An 18,249-nucleotide genomic window follows, 5' to 3' on the forward strand; every position below is an offset into this window, starting at 1 on the left:
CATAACAAATTGAGAACAGGACTCGCAATGCGTCTTTTAACTTACTTAATATTGATAGCTTTATTGACCGGTTGTGGCGAGGTTTCATATAAGCGCGGAGGTTCGCAACAGGATATAGACAGGGCGCACCAAGCCTGCCGCGGCAGCGGCGATCAACTGAGCGCCTGCCTGGCAGAACAAGGCTGGCAAAAACCAAAAGTTGACGCGATGGATCCGCTGTTTGCGACCATAGAAACCCATGACAACCACCAGGAAGTCATCAGCAAGCCGAGTCCGTTTATTGAGATCACTCCGGATAAAAAGGAAAAACCAGTCGTACCTGCTGTTGCGAAAACACCACAGAATAGTGCTACGACGTTAACCAAGCCTACAGAGATAGCTGCACCTACCGCCGCTGCAACGACAACCAGCACGACCGCTGAAGAGAAAACAGACAAGGCCGCCAGCCACTCAACAGTAAATGACGGCCCCGATGTGGAATACGCGATTAACTCCTGGTGGAAAATGGGGGCATTTCCAGACAAGCTGAAACAGGATCAAGTCTCCTGCGAGAAGAAACTGGGGCCAGATTATTTACCCAACTACAAAACCCAGACGTTCAAACGCGCCTTTGTAGTATGTATGCATGATTTGGGATGGATGGCGATCAGGAATATTAAGTAAGGTATCGCTTATTAAATTACACGCAGGAAAATTGCACTTCATTTTCCTGCATCCTTTAAGCTATCACTTTAATAAACATCTTTTCTGCTTATCTGCCACTCTCACTAGGATAAATTCCTATCCAGCTGTCAGCGCATTCTGACGAAGCTATCAGATTTATGAGACTACTTTCCTTTTGTACAGATTTTTAAAATGCCCACCATACATTTATTTCATGCTTAATCTAATAAGCATGTTTATCTGAGAGGAAATACCATGATTAAAAATGTAGCGATGGGTATAGTATTTTTAACAACTTCAGCGCTAGCCTATGCAGATGGCGTCGCTGTCAGTATTGGTCAACCGGGATTTTATGGTCAGATCGTTTTAGGTGACCCCTACCCGGCCCCACAAGTCGTCTATGCGCAACCGGTGATTATCCAACCACCACCTGTAGCTGTTGTCCAACCCCCTATGTATTTGCGTGTCCCGCCTGGCCAGATGAAAAAATGGTCACGCTATTGTGGTCACTACGGCGCATGTGGCAGACAAGTATATTTTGTCCAGGACTCCTGGTACCAAAACGTATATGCGCCACGCTATGTGTCTTATGCACATGATCATGGTGATTACAGGGGTAGAGACGACCACGGACATGACCATTATGACCACAAAGGTCACGGCCCCAAGCATGGTGATCGTGGCCCTGGTCCTGGTAAAGGACGCGGTCATGGCAAAGGCAAAGACTAGGCTTTTTTCCGTAATTCTTACAAAGTCATCAGCCATCTCCTGATAAACCTTATTGGCACTCACATTTATGATTTTGATTCGATGAAGAAAAAATAAATGATGAATGTTAAGGAGATTGGAAGTATGAATAATTCCCCAAAAAATCTGGTAGAAGAAATTATTGATAACGTTGTTACCCCAGACGCAAGTAATGAAAGTTTACTGTCGCAGGAAAGAAACTTGAATATAAACCAGATTCTTCCGGAAATGCCGGTCGTCTGTTCGCAAGGTGGTCAGTTTGCAACAGTGGATCACCTTGAAGGCACTGACTGCATCAAGTTGAATAAAGATAGTAACGGTCAGCATCACTATATTCCGACCAGTTGGGTAATCAGTACTGAAAATGGCGAAGTTGTCGTTGATCGCCCTGGCGATGAAGCAATGAAAAATTGGTCGCTAACACCAATTCATTGATGCATTCTCTGCTATTCAATGAGTATTATTTTAAACAGACTCAAGGTTAACTCTTTGAGTCTGTTTGATAATTAAGCGTCGATATCTCGCTGAAATTTTATTATCCATTCGACAAACAATTAGGCTGGTCACTTTAAGTCAGACTTTACTCTTGGCTAACTTCAACCCTGCTTCAACTTCAGCTCTGCGGCCGGCATCAGCGTCTTCGCGTCCAATCCTTGGTGCGGCAACCAATGCTTTTTCATAATACGGAATGGCTTGCTTATATTCACCTTGTTCACTCAGAAAATCCGCATAAAAAAAGTTGGGATCTATGCCAGCTGGATTTATCTGTAATGCCTTTTCAAGATAAGCTTTAGCTTTTTTCTTGTCGCCGAATCCGATTGGCCAGCCTGGTACCTTGTAATATAGTGAACCTAAACTGGTATACGCTGATCCTTGGAGCGCATTTGGATTAGACTTTTCGGCTGCAAGCAGCAAGTCACGTGCCTTTTCGGCAAGTTTAAGTGCCCCAAGCCCACCTTTCGCTTTAGCATAACCAGCATTGGCAATGCCCTCCCAGATCAGGGCTTCCGGGGCATTAGCATTTCTCTCAGTGATCAGGTGCGCTTCTTCGGACAGACTTTTGAACGCAGACTCCTGTGCATCTTTAGGGGTACTGTAATTGGCCTTCGCCCATTCGTGCTGCAAACTGGCAATACTTCCATCAAGTTTTTCATCGGCCATGACTAAGCCGGAAAATAAACTGAGTAAGAGAACGGAAATACCTAGCCGATAATGTTTCATGAGAATGCTCCTTAAAAGTTATAAAAAATGACTTGCAATGGCTGTATCTTTTTTAATACCACTGCTGACTAATTTTGGACACACGCCATTTAGCCAGGCAAAGAATGACTGTGGCTGCCCTATAAACACTTCTTGTTGATTTTTTTCAAGGCCGCGAACAATACGGTTGGCAACCACTACCGGCTCATCCATTTCACTGTTAGTCTTCTCCCACATGGCAACAGTATTGGCATCGTTCATCGCTGTGTTAATCCCTCTGGGTGCAATATAAGTGACGCCAATATTGGTACCTAATAGCTCACGGCGTAAGGATTGAGAAAATCCATGAATAGCGAACTTGCTGGCGCAGTAGGTTGCAAAATGAGGAAAACCCAAAGAGCCAAATATTGAGCCGACAAATACTAAATGGCCTGTACCCCTCAGCAGGAATTCTGCAAGCATTGCGTTAGTAAGCTGAATCGGTATGGTTACATTTGTTTCTATCATTTGCTCGATGCGCTCTGGAGTCTGCTGTTCAAATTTAATGAAATCCATGACACCTGCGTTATTGATTAAAATATCGACCCCGCCCATATATCGCCTGGCAGCTTTTGAAACGTGAGAAATTGCTCCCGTTTCACTGAGATCAATCCCAATAGTGTGCGCACTTTTGCCAATCTGAAATAACGAATTTTTCAGTTGTAGCAATTTGGCCTCATCACGGCCAACCAAGGTGAGTTCAGCGTCTCTTCTGGCAAGTGCGATTGCAAGCTCTTGGCCTAACCCGCCTGTTGCACCAGTCAGGAGAATTCGTTTTTCTTTGAGGTCCATATCAAGCCTTCCCAATGAACTGCTCACCCAAATCCCGAAAGATATCGGCATACAATTTGTAAAATACCTTGGCAGCATGCACCAATAACTGCTGATCTTTCTCATCAGAGATTTTGTTAACAATCTCCTCATAGAATTGCGTGTGCTCGACATCAAGAGCGCCATGAGAAGCCAGATAACTAAAGCAGTTGGCTGGCAGATTCAGGCTTTGAGAAATTGCTTTTGCTGCATGGCTCGCCACTGCTGTACTCGTCCCTTCAAGTACTAATACCATGCCAAAAAAGCCGATTGGATTGACACGGTTAACCATATCATATGCGTATGAAACCATCAGTTCAGTGGCCAGGCCTGGCTTGCCATGGCGTACTTTTTCTTTATCAAATCCGCAGGCTTCAATATCGTTCAGCACCCACTCCTGATGACCCATTTCTTCTTCGATATATTCACCAGTCGCCACCCGTAACCACTCGTATCGCTCCTCTAAACGTCCGCCTGTGGACATCAGTAATGGAATGGTATGTTTAACATGATGGTAAGCCTGGGTGAGGAATGCCACATAGGCTTCCAGACTCAACTCACCTGCAGCACCGAGTGTAATTAGCGGCAGACTTAACAGTGCTTTTCTGTCCGGTTCTGTTGCTTGCAAAAGCTGTTCGTAAAAGGTCATGCCAATTCCTTGTATAAGTGATCAATCGCTGCCTGGTGTACTTGATAAATTGCCTGTCGTTTCAGTCTGCCATTCAGGGTTAACTGTTGATTGGCACTACTAAATGGGCTGACCGGCACCCACTGTTTGATACGGGCGTAATCTGGCAACTGTTGATTAATTTCCGCGATTGATTCGGAAATCAATTTCTCGGATATGCCTGGTTTACATACGATGAGTGCAATATTCCATGGCTGCGCTTCTCCATAAACACACGCTTGGGCAATGTACGGAGAATTCAATAAGGCGCATTCAAGCCATTCGGGTGAAACGTTTCGACCAAACGATGTGATGAACATGTTCTTTTTGCGACCTTTGATATATACATATCCCTGCGCATCCACGGTACCTATGTCACCAGTGGCTAACCACTCATGGCGAGCAACTTCCGCTTGTCCGGTATACCCTAGGAAATGCGTACCTTTCACCAATATCTCACCATCATCGGCCAGCTTGATTTCCAGATGTTGCAAAGGTTTACCAACACTGCCGACTTGATTTTCGGACATGGTATTTAAAGCAACCACTGAGGCACATTCAGATAGCCCATAACCCTGAAAGACTGGCACTCCAAGCTTATTGGCTCTGGACAGCAATTGGCTCGCCACAGCTGCACCACCCACTGCAAGAAAGCGCAAATTGGGCAGAGGCAAGGCCCCGGACTCAATCACACTGACCAGTGCATTGAGTAGCTCTGGAATGAAAATAGCGGTGTTGGCTTGCGTGTCCGATAGTGCATAATGCAATTGCTGAGCATCTAATTGACTGCCATTTAATCCCACTTCCTGGCTGGAGAGTAAATGCACCTTTGCGCCTGCAAGCAGGGCTGCATAAACACCCGCTACATTTTCCAAAAGTGTAGCTAGTGGCAATACGCATAAATGATTCGCTTCACCAGTGATCCCGGTTGCGTGAATCACAGACTCAGCTACATTCAACATGCTTTCTACACTTAAGCACACGCCCTTCGGGGTTCCGGTGGTGCCAGAGGTATAGGTAATTTTTACAGTTCCTTTTGGTAAACGCTTTGGAGGAACACTTAACTCGATTTGCATGACGCGTTTACCTGCAATCAGTAACGTCATTTTTCTCTTGATTAAGCTTGCAAAAATTCCACTGAATCGTTCAGGCTGGTCTGTAATCAATGTCCCGACACCGGCATCCAAAACCGCATGGAAGATTTGCGTGTCAGTGAAGAAAAATGGAAGAGGCACTAACGGAATTTCACAACCTAATACAGCGATGTCCAATACAACCCATGCCGGATGATTGGAAATTGCAAAAGCAATCGGCTGACAACTACTATCCAGAGCTAACTCGCGTCTCAGTTGATCAACTCCGAGCTGCAAATGCGCATAGGTAAGTGCTGTGCTGCTACCCTGCAATGCAACGGAATGAGGGCTTAGTAAGGCATGTTTCGCTAAAGCTTGTTCAAAAGTAGCGTATTGCATTTTCTTACCTCACAGGCTGACGAACAACCACGACTTGTGGCTGGTTATCGTAGTAACGCCCCCAGTTGGCTAGTTCACCAGGGGGTAAGCGCATGGGGTCCACTGGTGATAAAGGCAGTACATCGACGCCACCTTTAATCAATCCATTTTGTAATGTGTGATGAGCAGTCGCCACACAATACTGCACCCCTGCATTGATGCTATGTTGAATTACATGTGAGATAAGGATGCCGGCGTTTCTGGGATTGGCAACAGCAAGATTGCCGATCTCAGTGATATCTGAACGTTGGATTTTGCAATTCAGGTTTTGCGATATAACGTTTTCAATAGGTTCATCCAGATACTGTTCCAGGAATAAAGATGAATCGCTTGCATCGCGCATTCCAAACGCCGCCATCAATTGATGATTCTGATCTCGTAAAGCGATCAGTTTAGGCATGAAATTTTTTACATGCGCGCCGTATGCAAAATCGAAAACTGCTGCAATGAAGTTTTCGACCTCGATTCGATCCGAATGAGTTGCATTTATTTCAAACGCGTTAATCTCTTGCAGGGTATATCTTTTGGGTTTTGCAAAGACGCGTAAATCATAGGCTCTTTCAGCATAAAAGGCCTGAGGAAACACTGGGATCGATGCGCTGAACATATAGGCTTTCCGTAAGAATACGATCCTAACTGAGCAATCGACATGCCAGTAAAAAAATTACTTTAAAATCATTAAGTTAAAGAAATTAAATTGATAATTCATGCAATAAATGCATAGCTGCGAAAGAAAAGCCCTGCAAACTTTGCAGACAATTTATCGCCTAAACTCGCGAATTAATTCTTACTTAGATTGAGGGCCGATAACTTCTCTAATAGCATGTATATCCACTCTAGATAAATAAATTGGAACACCATGTTTTTGCATCTATAGAAAATTTAGATATTTTTACCGGGCTCATATTTTTAAATTTAACTTTTCTTTCCAACTACTCTCTAAATGACGCTATGCCCCGCATTATCAATTGCTCAGTATCAATGAAAATGGGGACATTACCTGTTTTAGATTAAATGCTATGGCAACCGCCAACTTGCAAATCATCACAATTTGCCTGAACTTTTCTATCAGGCTAGCACTCTCACTCTTTGAGTGCTAAAATTAGTTTAAACCTCTTTATCAAACAAGGAGCTTTACCATTAACGCTTTAACTATACCTGTCGTTTCCTCAGCGGACAGCTTGGATAAATACCTGCAAACCATCAAGCAGTTTCCAATACTCACGCCTGAAGAAGAATACAGCTATGCCAAACGCTTGAAAGAAACCGGCGACCTTGAGTCCGCACGTGGGCTGATTGTTTCGCATCTTCGCCTGGTTGCCAGTATTGCGCGTGGTTACAGCGGCTATGGCTTACCGCAAGCTGACCTTATTCAGGAAGGTAACATTGGCTTGATGAAAGCAGTCAAACGCTTTGACCCTGAGCGCGGCGTGCGCCTGGTGTCTTTTGCCATGCACTGGATTAAAGCTGAAATTCATGAATACATTGTGCGCAACTGGCGCTTGGTGAAAACCGCGACTACTAAAGCACAACGTAAGCTATTCTTTAATCTGCGTAGCATGAAGCAAGGCTTTGAAACATTAAGCCCGGATGATGTAAATCGTATCGCTACCGAACTGAATGTAAAACCTGAAGAAGTCGTTGAAATGGAATATCGCCTGAATGGTCAGGAGATTCCACTGGATGCTCAGGTAGATGATGATGGTGAGGAAGCGTACAGCCCGATTGCTTACTTGCAGGATGAAGGTCCTGAGCCGTCAGCTTTACTTGAGACATTGCAAACAGAGCATATGCAGACTGAAGGCTTAAGTAATGCCATGCAACAGCTGGATGAGCGTAGCCGCCGTGTGTTGCAGGCGCGCTGGTTGACTGAGGGCGATGTATCTACTCTGCACGAACTTGCAGCTGAGTTCAATGTGTCTGCGGAACGTATCCGCCAGATTGAGCAAAAGGCGATGCAGAAAATCAAGACTTACATGCTGGAAAGCAAATAATAAAAACGGGTGCTTAGGCACCCGTTTTTATTTGTGTTATTCAACTATTATCTATCTCTAACTAATAATCTAAGCCGCCTGCACAATCACATCTTCGTGTTGCAGGGTATGTAAGGCTTTGCCATTTAGTTGCTCCAATTCGGCAAGTTGTTGCCTGATGGTCAGTTCGACCTGCTCCAGGTCTGCAATACGCTCTTCCAATGTATCAGTCGCCTGGTAAATACGTTTAATACTTTCCACGCGGCGTTTCAATTGCACATGATGCTCACGCATCTGGCTTTCCATAGGCGCAATCACGGCTTTCAGCCAGCTTTCAGCGTCACGGTTGGCTGCTTCATACTCAAGAATCACATGACTGGCCAATGTTTCAAAAAACTTGCTGGTTAAGGTGAATTTTTCATGCGCAATCATATTGAATGTCGTATTGAACTGATCGCGATATATGGTTTCAAGCTTATTAAGCGCTTTGAGGTAGCGCGAAGTTGAAAATGGGGGTGGGCTTTTCTGCAACAGGCCGTGTTCTTTCGAGAATTTTTCGTACATGGCTTCCATCATTTTTTTGATTTCGAGCACATGAATGTCCGCTTCCATCATGCGGCGCTTCAAGTCACTGAAAAAATCATCCATGGCCTGGCGCATGGTTTTCGTGAATGACGCTTTCATCATATTGTCGCGTGTTTCGCGCACTTTGTTTTTGAGTGCCGGCATGCCCAGGTGATGAAACAACTGGTTGGATTGCACCGAAAATACGCTACGTAGCGCTTGATAACGCTGCAAACCAATTTCAAAATTGACTTTATCCTGCTTCACCTTGCGCATCATTTGCGCAATCACATCTTCGTTTTTGCCTTGCAGGCATCTTAGCTCATCGGTTTGATCGATAACACTTTGCAAGCGCGTTTCCAAAATGCTGCGCGTTTGCAGCATCATATCTTCGAGTTCGCTATGTATGCTTTCACGCACAATTTCCTGCTTGGCAGGAATCAATTCATCAGAGAGATTTTTTTCCAGCTGTAACAAACGGCTTTTTGCCAGTAACTGATGATCTCCAGTCACTTTTGCCAGCAGGCCTTTCTGAGCAGAGGTGGGTAAAATCTGCTCACGTGAAAGGCCCAGGAGTTCGGCAGTTGTTTGCAACTGGCGAGACAGTTCGGCTTGAATTTCATCGTCAGTTTTTAGCGGATCCCATAGGCCATCTATCTTGTTGAGCACCGCCATGCGCCCTTTTTGCTTCCAGCGTGCACCACTGATGTAACGGCGCCAGACTTCCATTTCGGACTTGGTGACACCGGTATCGGCACCCAGTATAAACAGTACTGCATGCGCATTTGGCAGCATGCTCATGGTTAATTCCGGCTCGGCACCAATCGCGTTTAACCCTGGCGTATCCAGAATGACTAAACCTTGTTTGAGCAAAGCGTGCGGAAAATTAATCACCGCATAGCGCCAGCACGGGATTTCCATCAAGCCATCCTGGCCGATAAGCATTAAGTCATCGGGATGGTCAGGATGGTATAAACCTAATGCTTGCGCTTCTTCACGCGTGACGCGACGGGTGCGGCTGACCTCTTTAAAGGCTTCAACCATGCTCTCGCGGGAATGGGCGTCGAATTCAATCACCGACCATGCCTGCGGCATGCGTCTGTATTCACTGATGGATATTTGATTGGCGCCGCTCTCGATCGGCAATAATGACAGGCTGACTGGCTTGCCCAGGTCATAACGAAGTTCGGTAGGACACATCGTGGTGCGGCCGGCACCGGAAGGTAATAAGCGATGACCATAATCTGAAAAGAAAATAGCGTTGATCAGTTCGGACTTGCCACGGGAAAACTCTGCCACAAATGCGACCGTCAGTTTATCTTCCCGCAAACGGTTAAGCTGCTGCTGAATACGTTCTTCAAGTTGCACATCGCTGAGTTGCTTATCAGCCAACCAGCGCCGATACTCCCCCAATACATCAGCAATCGTCTCACGCCAGCGCGTATACAAATCAAATTGTTGTGCCAGTCTGTTATTTTCCATAGGACCTGCTTATATAGTTATCCGGTAACCTACTTAGGATTGCCTGTTTTTTCATTAATCTATCATGATTTCGTAAAAGTTCAAATAAATCATGAAGGTATAGCCATTAATTCATAAATAAAATGAATTATCAACCATAAGATTAGACATATACGCACTTATGCGTAGGTGGTTGTCATCTGCTATCATTCACATAAGCTATATAACGGTCCAAAGTACGACATTCTTCAATGCCATGAGCGGTCTTCAAGCAGAAACTCCAACCCCTACCCTGATCCAGTTACATCAGGGATCGCGCTTGCTGGAAATTCATTTCGATAACCATACCGAATGTATGCTCTCATGCGAGTTTTTGCGGGTGTATTCGCCTTCGGCAGAAGTGCGCGGTCATGGTGCCGGGCAGGAAGTCCTGCAAACAGGTAAAGAACTTGTGAACATCAGCGGAATCGAACCGGTGGGCCGATATGCTATTAAACTGATTTTTGATGATGGTCATGATACCGGCCTGTATTCATGGGATTATCTGTACTACCTGGCCCAACACTATGAAAGCCTGTGGCAGGACTACATAACCAAGCTAACCATCGCCGGCCACACCCGTAAGGAAACCTAATATGCAAGACAACACTGAGCAGGATAAAACGACCCACTTTGGCTTTGAAACGGTCGCCGAGCACGACAAGCAAAAGAAAGTCGGCGAGGTTTTCCATTCTGTGGCGCAAAAATACAACATCATGAATGATGTGATGTCGGCCGGATTGCACCGCTTATGGAAGCGCTTTGCAGTGGATGTCAGCGGCGTTGGCCAGGGTGACAAGGTGCTGGATATTGCTGGTGGCAGTGGTGACTTATCCAGCCTGTTTGCCAAAAAAGTAGGTACCCAAGCAGCACATAACCCCGGTCAGGTAATTTTGACCGATATTAATGCCTCCATGCTGAGTGTGGGCCGTGACCGCATGATAGATGCAGGGTTGAATATTCCGGCTGCCCAATGCAATGCCGAAATACTGCCATTTGCAGATGAAACATTTAACTGTGTGATCGTGGCATTCGGCTTGCGCAATATGACACATAAAGATAATGCGCTGAGTGAAATGCATCGTGTACTGAAACCGGGTGGCCGCCTGCTGGTACTTGAGTTCTCCAAAGTATGGCAACCACTTGAAAAATTATACGATACCTATTCTTTCAAACTGCTGCCCAAACTTGGTAAATGGATTGCCAATGATGAACCCAGTTACCGTTACCTGGCTGAAAGCATCCGCATGCATCCGGACCAGGAGACACTGAAACAGATGATGCATGACGCCGGTTTTGCCAAAGTGGATTATTACAACCTGACAGCGGGCGTTGTTGCCTTGCACAAAGGCATTAAACTTTAATTCTATGTTTAAACCATTGATTCAATTTGTGCTGCAACACCTGATGCAGCAAAACAGCTGGACTGCACCCCTGCTTCAGCCATATGCCAACCAGACCATCTGCATGGATTTCAAGGTGGCCCGGGTCGCCCTTACCATCCTGCAAAATGGTGAACTGGCCGTCGCTGCCGACTCCGCGACGGCGGACGCCACGATTCATTTACCCCCTAGCCTGGCCATGCGTTTGTTACGCAAAGACCCGCTCGCCTCCAGCCTGATTAAAATTGATGGTGATGTCGCTTTGGGTATTGAAATCGGCAAAATATTCTCTGCTATCCGTTGGGATGTAGAAGAGGACTTGAGCAAAATTGTCGGTGACGTCGCCGCCTACCAGGTAGTGCAACTGGGCCAGGAAAAATTCAAACAACTGCAAGCCAATGCCAAAAATCTCGGGGAAATGCTGGTGGAATACTGGCAGGAAGAGCAACCCTTGATTGCCAAGAAATCCAGTATTGAACGCTTCAACCAGTCAGTAGACCAGCTGCGCGAAGATACTGACCGTCTGCAATCGCGCGTCGACAGATTGCTGGCGGCCGCGCCCTCGACAGAAAGCCGATAAACATGCACTGGTTTCGCCTCTTCCATATTATCGGCATTTTTATCTGGTATCGACTGGACATCTTTTTTGTACGCGAAGAGAAATCCAATACATTACCGCGCCTGCTAAACCTGCTGTTCTTCTGGCGCCAGGCACCCCATCAGCGCGCGATCAGGTTACGGCTGGCACTGGAAAGACTAGGGCCGATTTTTGTTAAGTTCGGCCAGATGCTGTCTACCCGCCGCGACCTGTTACCGCCTGATGTGGCCGATGAACTGACAAAACTGCAAGACCGGGTACCACCATTTGCATTCAGCATGGTAGAAACCATCCTGATGGATGCTTTTAATGCACCACTTCAGAGTACTTATGCCGATTTCGACCCGGTGCCGGTCGCCAGCGCCTCTGTCGCGCAAGTGCATTTCGCCACCCTGCACAGTGGTGAACAGGTAGCAGTTAAAGTATTGCGCCCAGGTATTGCTGCGATTATCCATCGTGATATTGCGCTATTACGCACGCTGGCATGGTGGGTCAAAAAACTGTCAAATGAAGGCCGCCGCCTGAAGCCGGATGAAATGGTGGATGAATTTGCCCGCCATACAGAGCATGAACTAGACCTGACGCTTGAAGCTGCGCAATGCTCACAGCTGGGCCGCAACTTCAGTGACAAGCGCCTGCTAGTACCCGTTGTTTACTGGGACTATTCGCGCAAACAAGTCATGACCATGCAGCGCATGTTTGGCACACCTGTGCGTGATACCTACACATTAAAAGAAGCAGGAATCAACCTTACCCAACTCGCACACGAAGGTGTTGAAATATTCTTCACCCAGGTGTTTCGTGATGGCTTCTTCCACGCGGATATGCACCCCGGTAATATCCAGGTTGTGACCGAAGGCCCGGATAAGGGAAAATTTATTGCCCTGGATTTCGGGATTATGGGCAGCTTGTCCCCGACAGACCAATATTACCTGGCGCGGAATTTTCTGGCATTTTTCAACCGTGATTACCGCGATGTCGCGGTAGCGCATATTGAATCTGGCTGGGTGCCAGCGGATACCAACGTTGAAGCGCTGGAAACGGCGATCCGTGCCATCTGTGAACCGATTTTTGAGAAACCGCTTAAGGATATTTCGTTTGGCCGTACCCTGCTCAGCCTGTTTCAGATGTCACGCCGTTTTGGCGTCAACATTCAACCGCAGCTGATCATGCTGCAAAAAACCCTGCTCAATATTGAAGGCATGGGGCGTGAACTCGATCCCAACATCGACTTATGGCATAGCGCCAAACCATTCCTCAAACGCTGGATGAGCGAGCAGATAGGCTGGCGCAGGTTAATCAAATCCGCCAAGCATGAATTACCTTATATGCTGGCACACGCGGCTGAAATCCCAAGGTTATTCGAGCAATATTTACGTAACCAGAGTGAGTTTGCCAAACAGCAAAGCCATATTGATGCCATGCTGGCAACGCAACACAAACAAGCGATCTGGCAGAAATGGTTTATCAGCGCCATTGGCGTACTGGTATTGTTACAACTCGCCAGTTTGTTCTTGTTATTCACAAATTAAGTTGCAACACGCACGCACAAGTAAAAAAGCCTGGGTTTCAGGCTTTTTTACTTTTCCAGACAAAACAAACCCTATCCTTAAACAGGTTTTGTTTTAAAATCTGCCTTTTGCAACGGCCTTAAAAGGATAGAGATAGTGCTGCTCTGGTTTGTAATAGCGTATTTGCTGGTCTCCATTGCAATTGGCCTGTTTGCAGCCAGAAATGTTCACAGCACCAAGGACTATGCGGTCGCTGGCCGCCATTTACCGCTACCCGTCGTCATGGCGACGGTATTTGCCACCTGGTTTGGCGCCGAAGCTGTGTTTGGCGTTTCCGCGACTTTCGTACGCGAGGGCCTGACCGGCGTTGCGGCTGACCCGTTTGGCTCCAGTATGTGCCTGATCATTGCCGGTATCTTCTTTTCCAGCCGCCTGTATAAACTCAATATCCTGACCCTTGGCGACTTTTATCGCATGCGTTATAACCGCACGGTAGAAATCCTCACCACTATTGCCATCGTCGTCTCCTACATGGGCTGGGTCGCGGCACAAATCAAAGCACTGGGACTGATTTTCAACCTGATCAGCGATGGCCATATTCCGGAACAGACCGGCATGATTCTAGGCACCGCGATTGTCCTCACTTACACGACATTAGGCGGCATGCTATCTGTCGCTATCCTCGATTTTGTGCAGATGATTGTAGTGATAGGCGGGCTGCTTTATATCGCCAGCATTGTTTCCGGCCAGACGGGTGGCGTGGGTCCGGTGATAGAGCATGCACGCAATGCCGGAAAACTGCATTTTTTCCCGCAATCCACCAACTGGAGCGTCTGGCTGACTTTCCTGGGCGGCTGGCTCACCATGATGCTGGGCTCGATTCCACAGCAAGATGTTTTCCAGCGTATCACCTCGGCAAAAACGGCCAATATTGCGCTATGGGGTTCTTTACTGGGTGCCAGCATTTATTTCTGCTTCACTTTCGTGCCCATGTTCATTGCTTACGCGGCAACGTTGATAGACCCTGCCACCTTTGGTGCGCTAGTTGAATCGGACTCTCAGCGTGTGTTGCCTACCTTGGTGCTAACGCATACGCCGTTACTGGCCCAGGCAATTTTCTTTGGCGCAGTGCTGTCGGCCATCATGAGTTGCTCTTCTGCGACCTTGCTGGCGCCTTCTGTCACTTTTGCCGAAAATGTCATTAAAGGATTTGTCCCCACCATGACCGACCATGCATTCCTGCGCGTCATGCGCCTGTGCCTGGTCGGCTTTGCCGGTATGGTGCTGTTTTATGCGCTGAATTCCGAGCTCTCTATTTTCGGCATGGTAGAAAGTGCTTATAAAATCACCTTGGCTGGCGCATTTGTGCCACTCTTTTTTGGGGCATTCTGGAAACGTGCCAGCAGCCAGGGTGCGCTCGCTGCGATTATTTTTGGTATCGGCAGCTGGATACTGGTAGAAGTCATGATTGGTGACGAAAGCGTGATTCCGGCACAATTACTGGGATTGGTCATCAGCGCGATAGCGATGGTGGCAGGCTCACTGCTACCACAAAAATTTGGCGGCTCACCGCAACCGCCGCATGGTTATCTGCACGAACATGCTTCGCGCAGGCATACAGAATAAACCTTCGCAGGTAACGCTTGATATAAAATGATCGGATCCGGAACGGTATTTATGGAACTGCAGTTTATAGCCACGACTGTTCCCGCAAACAAAACAGGCGGGCATTCAGGATAATGCCGGGGCGTTTCAGCAATTTGTAAGCAAGCATTTTATGGTAGTCAACAAACGGTTTTACATCATCATCCTCAGCGTCATTGTGTTGACAGGTTTTCTGGCGACCAGCCTGATTGGTTACTTTGTGGCCAAAGACTCGTTGACCGAGCGCCTGCAGCAGGAAATGCTGCCTCTTACCAGCGACAATATCTACTCGGAAATCCAGCGTGACTTGTTACAGCCACTGCTGATTTCTTCGCTGATGGCTAATGATGTATTTGTGTTTGACTGGGTAAATGGTGGCGAAAAAGATGCCAGCAAGATGACCAGTTACCTGGCCCAGATCCAGAAAAAATATAACACCATCACCGCATTTTTCATCTCCGAAAAATCCAGGCTTTACTATCATCCATCGGGTGTATTAAAGAAAATTTCGGAAAAGCATGAAGATGAAAGCTGGTATTTTGAGGCAAAAAATTCACGAAATCCTTATGTCATCAATATTGATCGCGACACCGCAGACGTACGTCGCTTAAGCATTTTTGTGAATTACCGGATTGAGGACAAATCAGGCAATTTTATCGGCATCATCGGTGTTGGCCTGGCCTTACAATCGGTGGTTGAACTGATAGAAAACTATCAAAAACGCTATGGCCGCGAGATTTACTTCGTTAACCGCCAGGGCGAAATCATGTTGCGAAGCAGCCAGTATCATGCCGAGCTGCATAACGAAAATAAAGCGGCATTGAGCAAGGCATTTGTCAAAATCCTGACTTCTCCAAGCGCGTCATCTTCATTTAAAACCAATAATGGCAGTACGCTTTACCTCAACAGCAGGCTGGTGCCCGAGTTTGACTGGCATTTGATTGTCGAGCAGGTCAACGATCCGAGCTCTGACCGCATTGAAACTGCCTTTATTATTAATATGGCAGTAGCGCTGGTTATTAGCGTGATTGTATTGTTACTCGCACATGTGGCGGTGCGTGGTTACCATGAAAGACTGGAGTCAATGGCGACACAAGATAAGCTAACCGGTGCCACCAGCCGCCAGGTATTTGAGTTTTACTTTGGTCAGGCTGTTGCGCGCTGCAAACGGCGTGACGAATCACTGTCATTAGTTTTGCTGGATATCGACCTGTTCAAGCTGATTAACGATAACTATGGCCACCAGGCTGGCGATTTGGTACTGACCCGAATTGCCCAGCTGATTAAATCCCACGTGCGTGAAGAAGATATTGTTTGCCGCTGGGGCGGTGAAGAATTCCTGCTCTTACTGACGAGCTGCGATCTTGAGCGCGCGCGGGGAATTACCGAAATCATCCGGTCAGCAGTCGCTGGTTTGGAATTTCACTTCAACAACCAGATTGTCAGGGTGACGATTAGTGCCGGGCTGGCAGAAATGCAGCAAAGTGAAGCGTTCGCCCAAGTGGTTGAACGTGCTGACCATCACCTTTATGAAGCCAAACATGCCGGACGCAACTGCATTAAACCTGATAGCGATACGGATAACGAGACGGCTTGATAAGGCTGGCTTGATGAAGCGTTATTTGAAAATCTGGCAGTTTACACAAGTGCACGCGGCTGGCATGTCGCGCAATAAAAAGTAGAGCGCTGGCCCAGGCGTATATTAGCAATCAATTGACCACACACACGGCAAGGCTGTCCTGTACGGCCGTAGACATAGTAGGTCTGCTGAAAATAACCAGGGTTGCCATCTGCGCCAAAAAAGTCCCTCAAACTACTCCCACCAGCTTCCAGCGCCGCAAGCAATGTTGCCTTGATCTCTGCTACCAGCAACTGGCATTGTGCTAGCGTCAGACTTCTGGATGGTGTCTCCGGATGAATACGCGCCCGGAACAAAGACTCACTGGCATAGATATTCCCGACGCCGACAACAATATGCGCATCCATAATCGTTGGTTTGATTGCCGCATTACGTGAGCGTAATTGCTGGAACAAATACTCGCCATCAAACGCGGCATCCAGAGGTTCCGGCCCAAGGCTACTTAGTAATGGATGCTCAGATGGTTCTTTATCTAGCCACAAGACGGCACCAAAACGTCTTGGGTCACGCAAGCGGATTACTCGCCCATCTTCAAAGGCAATATCGACGTGGTCATGTTTCTCATGCGGAAAGTAGCGCTCCAGCAAACATAGCCTGCCCGACATACCCAAATGCAGTAACAATACGCCTTGGGAGACCGGCTCCCCAGCATCGCTAATTTCGCCGACTTCCATCAGGATATATTTGGCTCTACGGGTGAGCTGCAATACCCGTTTGCCGTGCAAATACTGTGGTAAATCAGCCGGAATCGGCCATCTCAGGCCATGATGGCGGACAGTGACTTCGCTGATGCGCGCACCCTGTACCGGCAACAAACCGAGGCGGGTGACCTCTACCTCAGGTAATTCTGGCATGCGTTATTTGCTTTTCGGGGCCTGGATATTCACCGGTGGATTGACCATAGTGAAACCAACATCGTTTGGGAAGTGATAAATAATGCCTTCATCGGGGCGTGCCAGCAGGTATTCCGGGGATTCCTGTATTTTATCAAAGTGCACTTTTTTGCCATCGCGCAGCAGCACTTCGAAAGACGCGTAAGGTTGTCTGCGATCCGGCGTATACACTTCAACTGAAGTCGCCTGCGCCTGTTTCCAGCTAAAGTCCAGCCACTCATTCATTTCATTCTGGGTAGGCTTGGCCTTGGGGTCGTTTGCTGACCATTTCCCATCAGTTGCCAGCGCAATCTTGAGGGCGTTTTCTTCCCACTGTTCAAGATGCGCCAGGTCTAGGCCAGCCAGCTGTTTGCGCTCGGCAGGTGACAGCGGTGTTTTATCTATCATCTCAATAGGCTGCGTTGACGCCGCCTCACTATATTGGCCGGATAGCATATACACATTGCCTGCGTAGCCTACATACTGCTCTTCGGTGACAGGATTATGCGTGCCGAAAATAAACACATGCTCGCCCTGCGCGCCTGACAGAGTCACTTTCAACTCCGGCTGGTCCAGTCCGTATTTCGCGGCATCCTGCAATGGCAACTTGGTACCGCTGGTGGCAGCAATCACAGACAAGGCACGCTGGACAGACATCTGGTCAGCACGTGCGGCATATGGCTTGCGCATCATCCAGTAACCATCCTGGCGTTCAAAAATGGTCGGCGCCTTGGCTGGGAATTCGATTTTCAATGCCTCTGCATCCGCCATTTTGAGGCTAGACACATCATACTTGGCAGCCAGCGCTTTTTCTTCAGGTTTCAGGTGCAGGAAAACGGCAATGCCAACCACGACTGCCAGCAGCAACAGGTTCAAAATCCATCTTTTTTTCATTGCGACCAACTCCGTGCGCGATACGACTTCAATAA

The 18,249-nt window shown here is 47.4% G+C and carries 18 protein-coding genes; 10 read left to right on the forward strand and 8 right to left on the reverse strand.

From position 1 onward, the window contains the following. Nucleotides 1-27: 27 nt before the first annotated feature. The 3 genes from ASG34_RS03135 to ASG34_RS13755 all read left to right on the forward strand — a co-directional run bounded on the left by ASG34_RS03135 (nucleotide 28) and on the right by ASG34_RS13755 (nucleotide 1,845). Nucleotides 28-663: a hypothetical protein gene (locus ASG34_RS03135; protein ID WP_235559643.1), complete on the forward strand. Its 636-nt coding sequence runs from the start codon at nucleotides 28-30 to the stop codon at nucleotides 661-663. Nucleotides 664-918: 255 nt separating this feature from the next. Continuing rightward, a complete protein-coding gene (locus ASG34_RS03140) occupies nucleotides 919-1,392 on the forward strand; it encodes a hypothetical protein (protein WP_055826338.1) in 474 nt (157 codons plus the stop codon). 123 nt (nucleotides 1,393-1,515) lie between these two features. Next, on the forward strand, nucleotides 1,516-1,845 hold the full coding sequence (locus ASG34_RS13755; RefSeq protein ID WP_082504780.1) for a DUF2171 domain-containing protein: 330 nt from the start codon (nucleotides 1,516-1,518) through the stop codon (nucleotides 1,843-1,845). A 138-nt stretch (nucleotides 1,846-1,983) separates the two neighbouring features. On the opposite strand, the gene ASG34_RS03150 is transcribed toward ASG34_RS13755, so the two are convergent. The 5 genes from ASG34_RS03150 to ASG34_RS03170 are packed head-to-tail and all read right to left on the reverse strand — an operon-like array spanning nucleotide 1,984 to nucleotide 6,244. After that, nucleotides 1,984-2,631 (reverse strand): tetratricopeptide repeat protein, encoded by a 648-nt coding sequence (locus ASG34_RS03150; RefSeq protein ID WP_055826340.1) that lies wholly within the window; start codon nucleotides 2,629-2,631, stop codon nucleotides 1,984-1,986. Nucleotides 2,632-2,649: 18 nt separating this feature from the next. Beyond that, nucleotides 2,650-3,441 (reverse strand): SDR family oxidoreductase, encoded by a 792-nt coding sequence (locus tag ASG34_RS03155; RefSeq protein WP_055826342.1) that lies wholly within the window; start codon nucleotides 3,439-3,441, stop codon nucleotides 2,650-2,652. A 1-nt stretch (nucleotide 3,442) separates the two neighbouring features. After that, the gene (locus ASG34_RS03160; RefSeq protein ID WP_055826343.1) at nucleotides 3,443-4,108 is read right to left on the reverse strand and encodes a TenA family transcriptional regulator; all 666 of its coding nucleotides are present in this window, start codon (nucleotides 4,106-4,108) and stop codon (nucleotides 3,443-3,445) included. Beyond that, the gene (locus ASG34_RS03165) at nucleotides 4,105-5,598 is read right to left on the reverse strand and encodes an AMP-binding protein (RefSeq protein WP_055826345.1); all 1,494 of its coding nucleotides are present in this window, start codon (nucleotides 5,596-5,598) and stop codon (nucleotides 4,105-4,107) included. Before ASG34_RS03165 ends, ASG34_RS03160 begins: the two co-directional genes overlap by 4 nt. Before the next feature lie 4 nt (nucleotides 5,599-5,602). Further along, nucleotides 5,603-6,244 carry a thermostable hemolysin gene (locus ASG34_RS03170; protein ID WP_055826347.1) on the reverse strand — a complete coding sequence of 214 codons (642 nt, stop codon included), beginning with the start codon at nucleotides 6,242-6,244 and terminating at the stop codon, nucleotides 5,603-5,605. Nucleotides 6,245-6,776: 532 nt separating this feature from the next. Here ASG34_RS03170 and rpoH point away from each other — a divergent pair. Continuing rightward, nucleotides 6,777-7,631 carry an RNA polymerase sigma factor RpoH gene (rpoH, locus tag ASG34_RS03175; RefSeq protein ID WP_200934437.1) on the forward strand — a complete coding sequence of 285 codons (855 nt, stop codon included), beginning with the start codon at nucleotides 6,777-6,779 and terminating at the stop codon, nucleotides 7,629-7,631. Nucleotides 7,632-7,700: 69 nt separating this feature from the next. Here rpoH and ASG34_RS03180 read toward each other — a convergent pair whose 3' ends face one another. Next, complete coding sequence (locus ASG34_RS03180) at nucleotides 7,701-9,656, reverse strand: dynamin family protein (RefSeq protein ID WP_055826348.1); 1,956 nt, start codon at nucleotides 9,654-9,656, stop codon at nucleotides 7,701-7,703. Between the two features lie 235 nt (nucleotides 9,657-9,891). On the opposite strand from ASG34_RS03180, the gene ASG34_RS03185 reads away from it, so the two are divergent. The 6 genes from ASG34_RS03185 to ASG34_RS03210 all read left to right on the forward strand — a co-directional run bounded on the left by ASG34_RS03185 (nucleotide 9,892) and on the right by ASG34_RS03210 (nucleotide 16,406). Further along, nucleotides 9,892-10,269: a gamma-butyrobetaine hydroxylase-like domain-containing protein gene (locus ASG34_RS03185; RefSeq protein ID WP_055826350.1), complete on the forward strand. Its 378-nt coding sequence runs from the start codon at nucleotides 9,892-9,894 to the stop codon at nucleotides 10,267-10,269. 1 nt (nucleotide 10,270) lies between these two features. Next, nucleotides 10,271-11,038: a bifunctional demethylmenaquinone methyltransferase/2-methoxy-6-polyprenyl-1,4-benzoquinol methylase UbiE gene (gene ubiE / locus ASG34_RS03190; protein ID WP_055826352.1), complete on the forward strand. Its 768-nt coding sequence runs from the start codon at nucleotides 10,271-10,273 to the stop codon at nucleotides 11,036-11,038. 4 nt (nucleotides 11,039-11,042) lie between these two features. Then, nucleotides 11,043-11,636: a ubiquinone biosynthesis accessory factor UbiJ gene (locus tag ASG34_RS03195; RefSeq protein WP_055826354.1), complete on the forward strand. Its 594-nt coding sequence runs from the start codon at nucleotides 11,043-11,045 to the stop codon at nucleotides 11,634-11,636. Between the two features lie 2 nt (nucleotides 11,637-11,638). Continuing rightward, nucleotides 11,639-13,186, forward strand: a complete 1,548-nt coding sequence (ubiB, locus tag ASG34_RS03200) for a ubiquinone biosynthesis regulatory protein kinase UbiB (protein ID WP_055826356.1) — start codon at nucleotides 11,639-11,641, stop codon at nucleotides 13,184-13,186. A gap of 135 nt (nucleotides 13,187-13,321) precedes the next feature. Beyond that, complete coding sequence (locus ASG34_RS03205; RefSeq protein WP_055826358.1) at nucleotides 13,322-14,791, forward strand: sodium:solute symporter family protein; 1,470 nt, start codon at nucleotides 13,322-13,324, stop codon at nucleotides 14,789-14,791. Between the two features lie 151 nt (nucleotides 14,792-14,942). Then, nucleotides 14,943-16,406, forward strand: a complete 1,464-nt coding sequence (locus tag ASG34_RS03210; protein WP_055826360.1) for a sensor domain-containing diguanylate cyclase — start codon at nucleotides 14,943-14,945, stop codon at nucleotides 16,404-16,406. A gap of 41 nt (nucleotides 16,407-16,447) precedes the next feature. On the opposite strand, the gene mutM is transcribed toward ASG34_RS03210, so the two are convergent. Then, nucleotides 16,448-17,302 (reverse strand): bifunctional DNA-formamidopyrimidine glycosylase/DNA-(apurinic or apyrimidinic site) lyase, encoded by an 855-nt coding sequence (gene mutM / locus ASG34_RS03215; RefSeq protein ID WP_055826362.1) that lies wholly within the window; start codon nucleotides 17,300-17,302, stop codon nucleotides 16,448-16,450. A gap of 3 nt (nucleotides 17,303-17,305) precedes the next feature. Beyond that, nucleotides 17,306-18,214: a DUF4340 domain-containing protein gene (locus ASG34_RS03220; RefSeq protein ID WP_055826364.1), complete on the reverse strand. Its 909-nt coding sequence runs from the start codon at nucleotides 18,212-18,214 to the stop codon at nucleotides 17,306-17,308. Nucleotides 18,215-18,249 lie beyond the last annotated feature (35 nt).

Origin of the sequence: Methylophilus sp. Leaf416, assembly GCF_001424665.1 — a bacterium.
Taxonomy (GTDB): domain Bacteria; phylum Pseudomonadota; class Gammaproteobacteria; order Burkholderiales; family Methylophilaceae; genus Methylophilus.

Excerpts from the sequence above, each read along its gene's own strand:
- ASG34_RS03135 (WP_235559643.1), top strand. The coding sequence starts at position 28 with ATGCGTCTTTTAACTTACTTAATATTGATAGCTTTATTGACCGGTTGT.
- ASG34_RS03140 (WP_055826338.1), top strand. The coding sequence starts at position 919 with ATGATTAAAAATGTAGCGATGGGTATAGTATTTTTAACAACTTCAGCG.
- ASG34_RS13755 (WP_082504780.1), top strand. The coding sequence starts at position 1,516 with ATGAATAATTCCCCAAAAAATCTGGTAGAAGAAATTATTGATAACGTT.
- ASG34_RS03150 (WP_055826340.1), bottom strand. The coding sequence starts at position 2,631 with ATGAAACATTATCGGCTAGGTATTTCCGTTCTCTTACTCAGTTTATTT.
- ASG34_RS03155 (WP_055826342.1), bottom strand. The coding sequence starts at position 3,441 with ATGGACCTCAAAGAAAAACGAATTCTCCTGACTGGTGCAACAGGCGGG.
- ASG34_RS03160 (WP_055826343.1), bottom strand. The coding sequence starts at position 4,108 with ATGACCTTTTACGAACAGCTTTTGCAAGCAACAGAACCGGACAGAAAA.
- ASG34_RS03165 (WP_055826345.1), bottom strand. The coding sequence starts at position 5,598 with ATGCAATACGCTACTTTTGAACAAGCTTTAGCGAAACATGCCTTACTA.
- ASG34_RS03170 (WP_055826347.1), bottom strand. The coding sequence starts at position 6,244 with ATGTTCAGCGCATCGATCCCAGTGTTTCCTCAGGCCTTTTATGCTGAA.
- ASG34_RS03180 (WP_055826348.1), bottom strand. The coding sequence starts at position 9,656 with ATGGAAAATAACAGACTGGCACAACAATTTGATTTGTATACGCGCTGG.
- ASG34_RS03185 (WP_055826350.1), top strand. The coding sequence starts at position 9,892 with ATGAGCGGTCTTCAAGCAGAAACTCCAACCCCTACCCTGATCCAGTTA.
- ubiE (WP_055826352.1), top strand. The coding sequence starts at position 10,271 with ATGCAAGACAACACTGAGCAGGATAAAACGACCCACTTTGGCTTTGAA.
- ASG34_RS03195 (WP_055826354.1), top strand. The coding sequence starts at position 11,043 with ATGTTTAAACCATTGATTCAATTTGTGCTGCAACACCTGATGCAGCAA.
- ubiB (WP_055826356.1), top strand. The coding sequence starts at position 11,639 with ATGCACTGGTTTCGCCTCTTCCATATTATCGGCATTTTTATCTGGTAT.
- ASG34_RS03210 (WP_055826360.1), top strand. The coding sequence starts at position 14,943 with ATGGTAGTCAACAAACGGTTTTACATCATCATCCTCAGCGTCATTGTG.
- mutM (WP_055826362.1), bottom strand. The coding sequence starts at position 17,302 with ATGCCAGAATTACCTGAGGTAGAGGTCACCCGCCTCGGTTTGTTGCCG.
- ASG34_RS03220 (WP_055826364.1), bottom strand. The coding sequence starts at position 18,214 with ATGAAAAAAAGATGGATTTTGAACCTGTTGCTGCTGGCAGTCGTGGTT.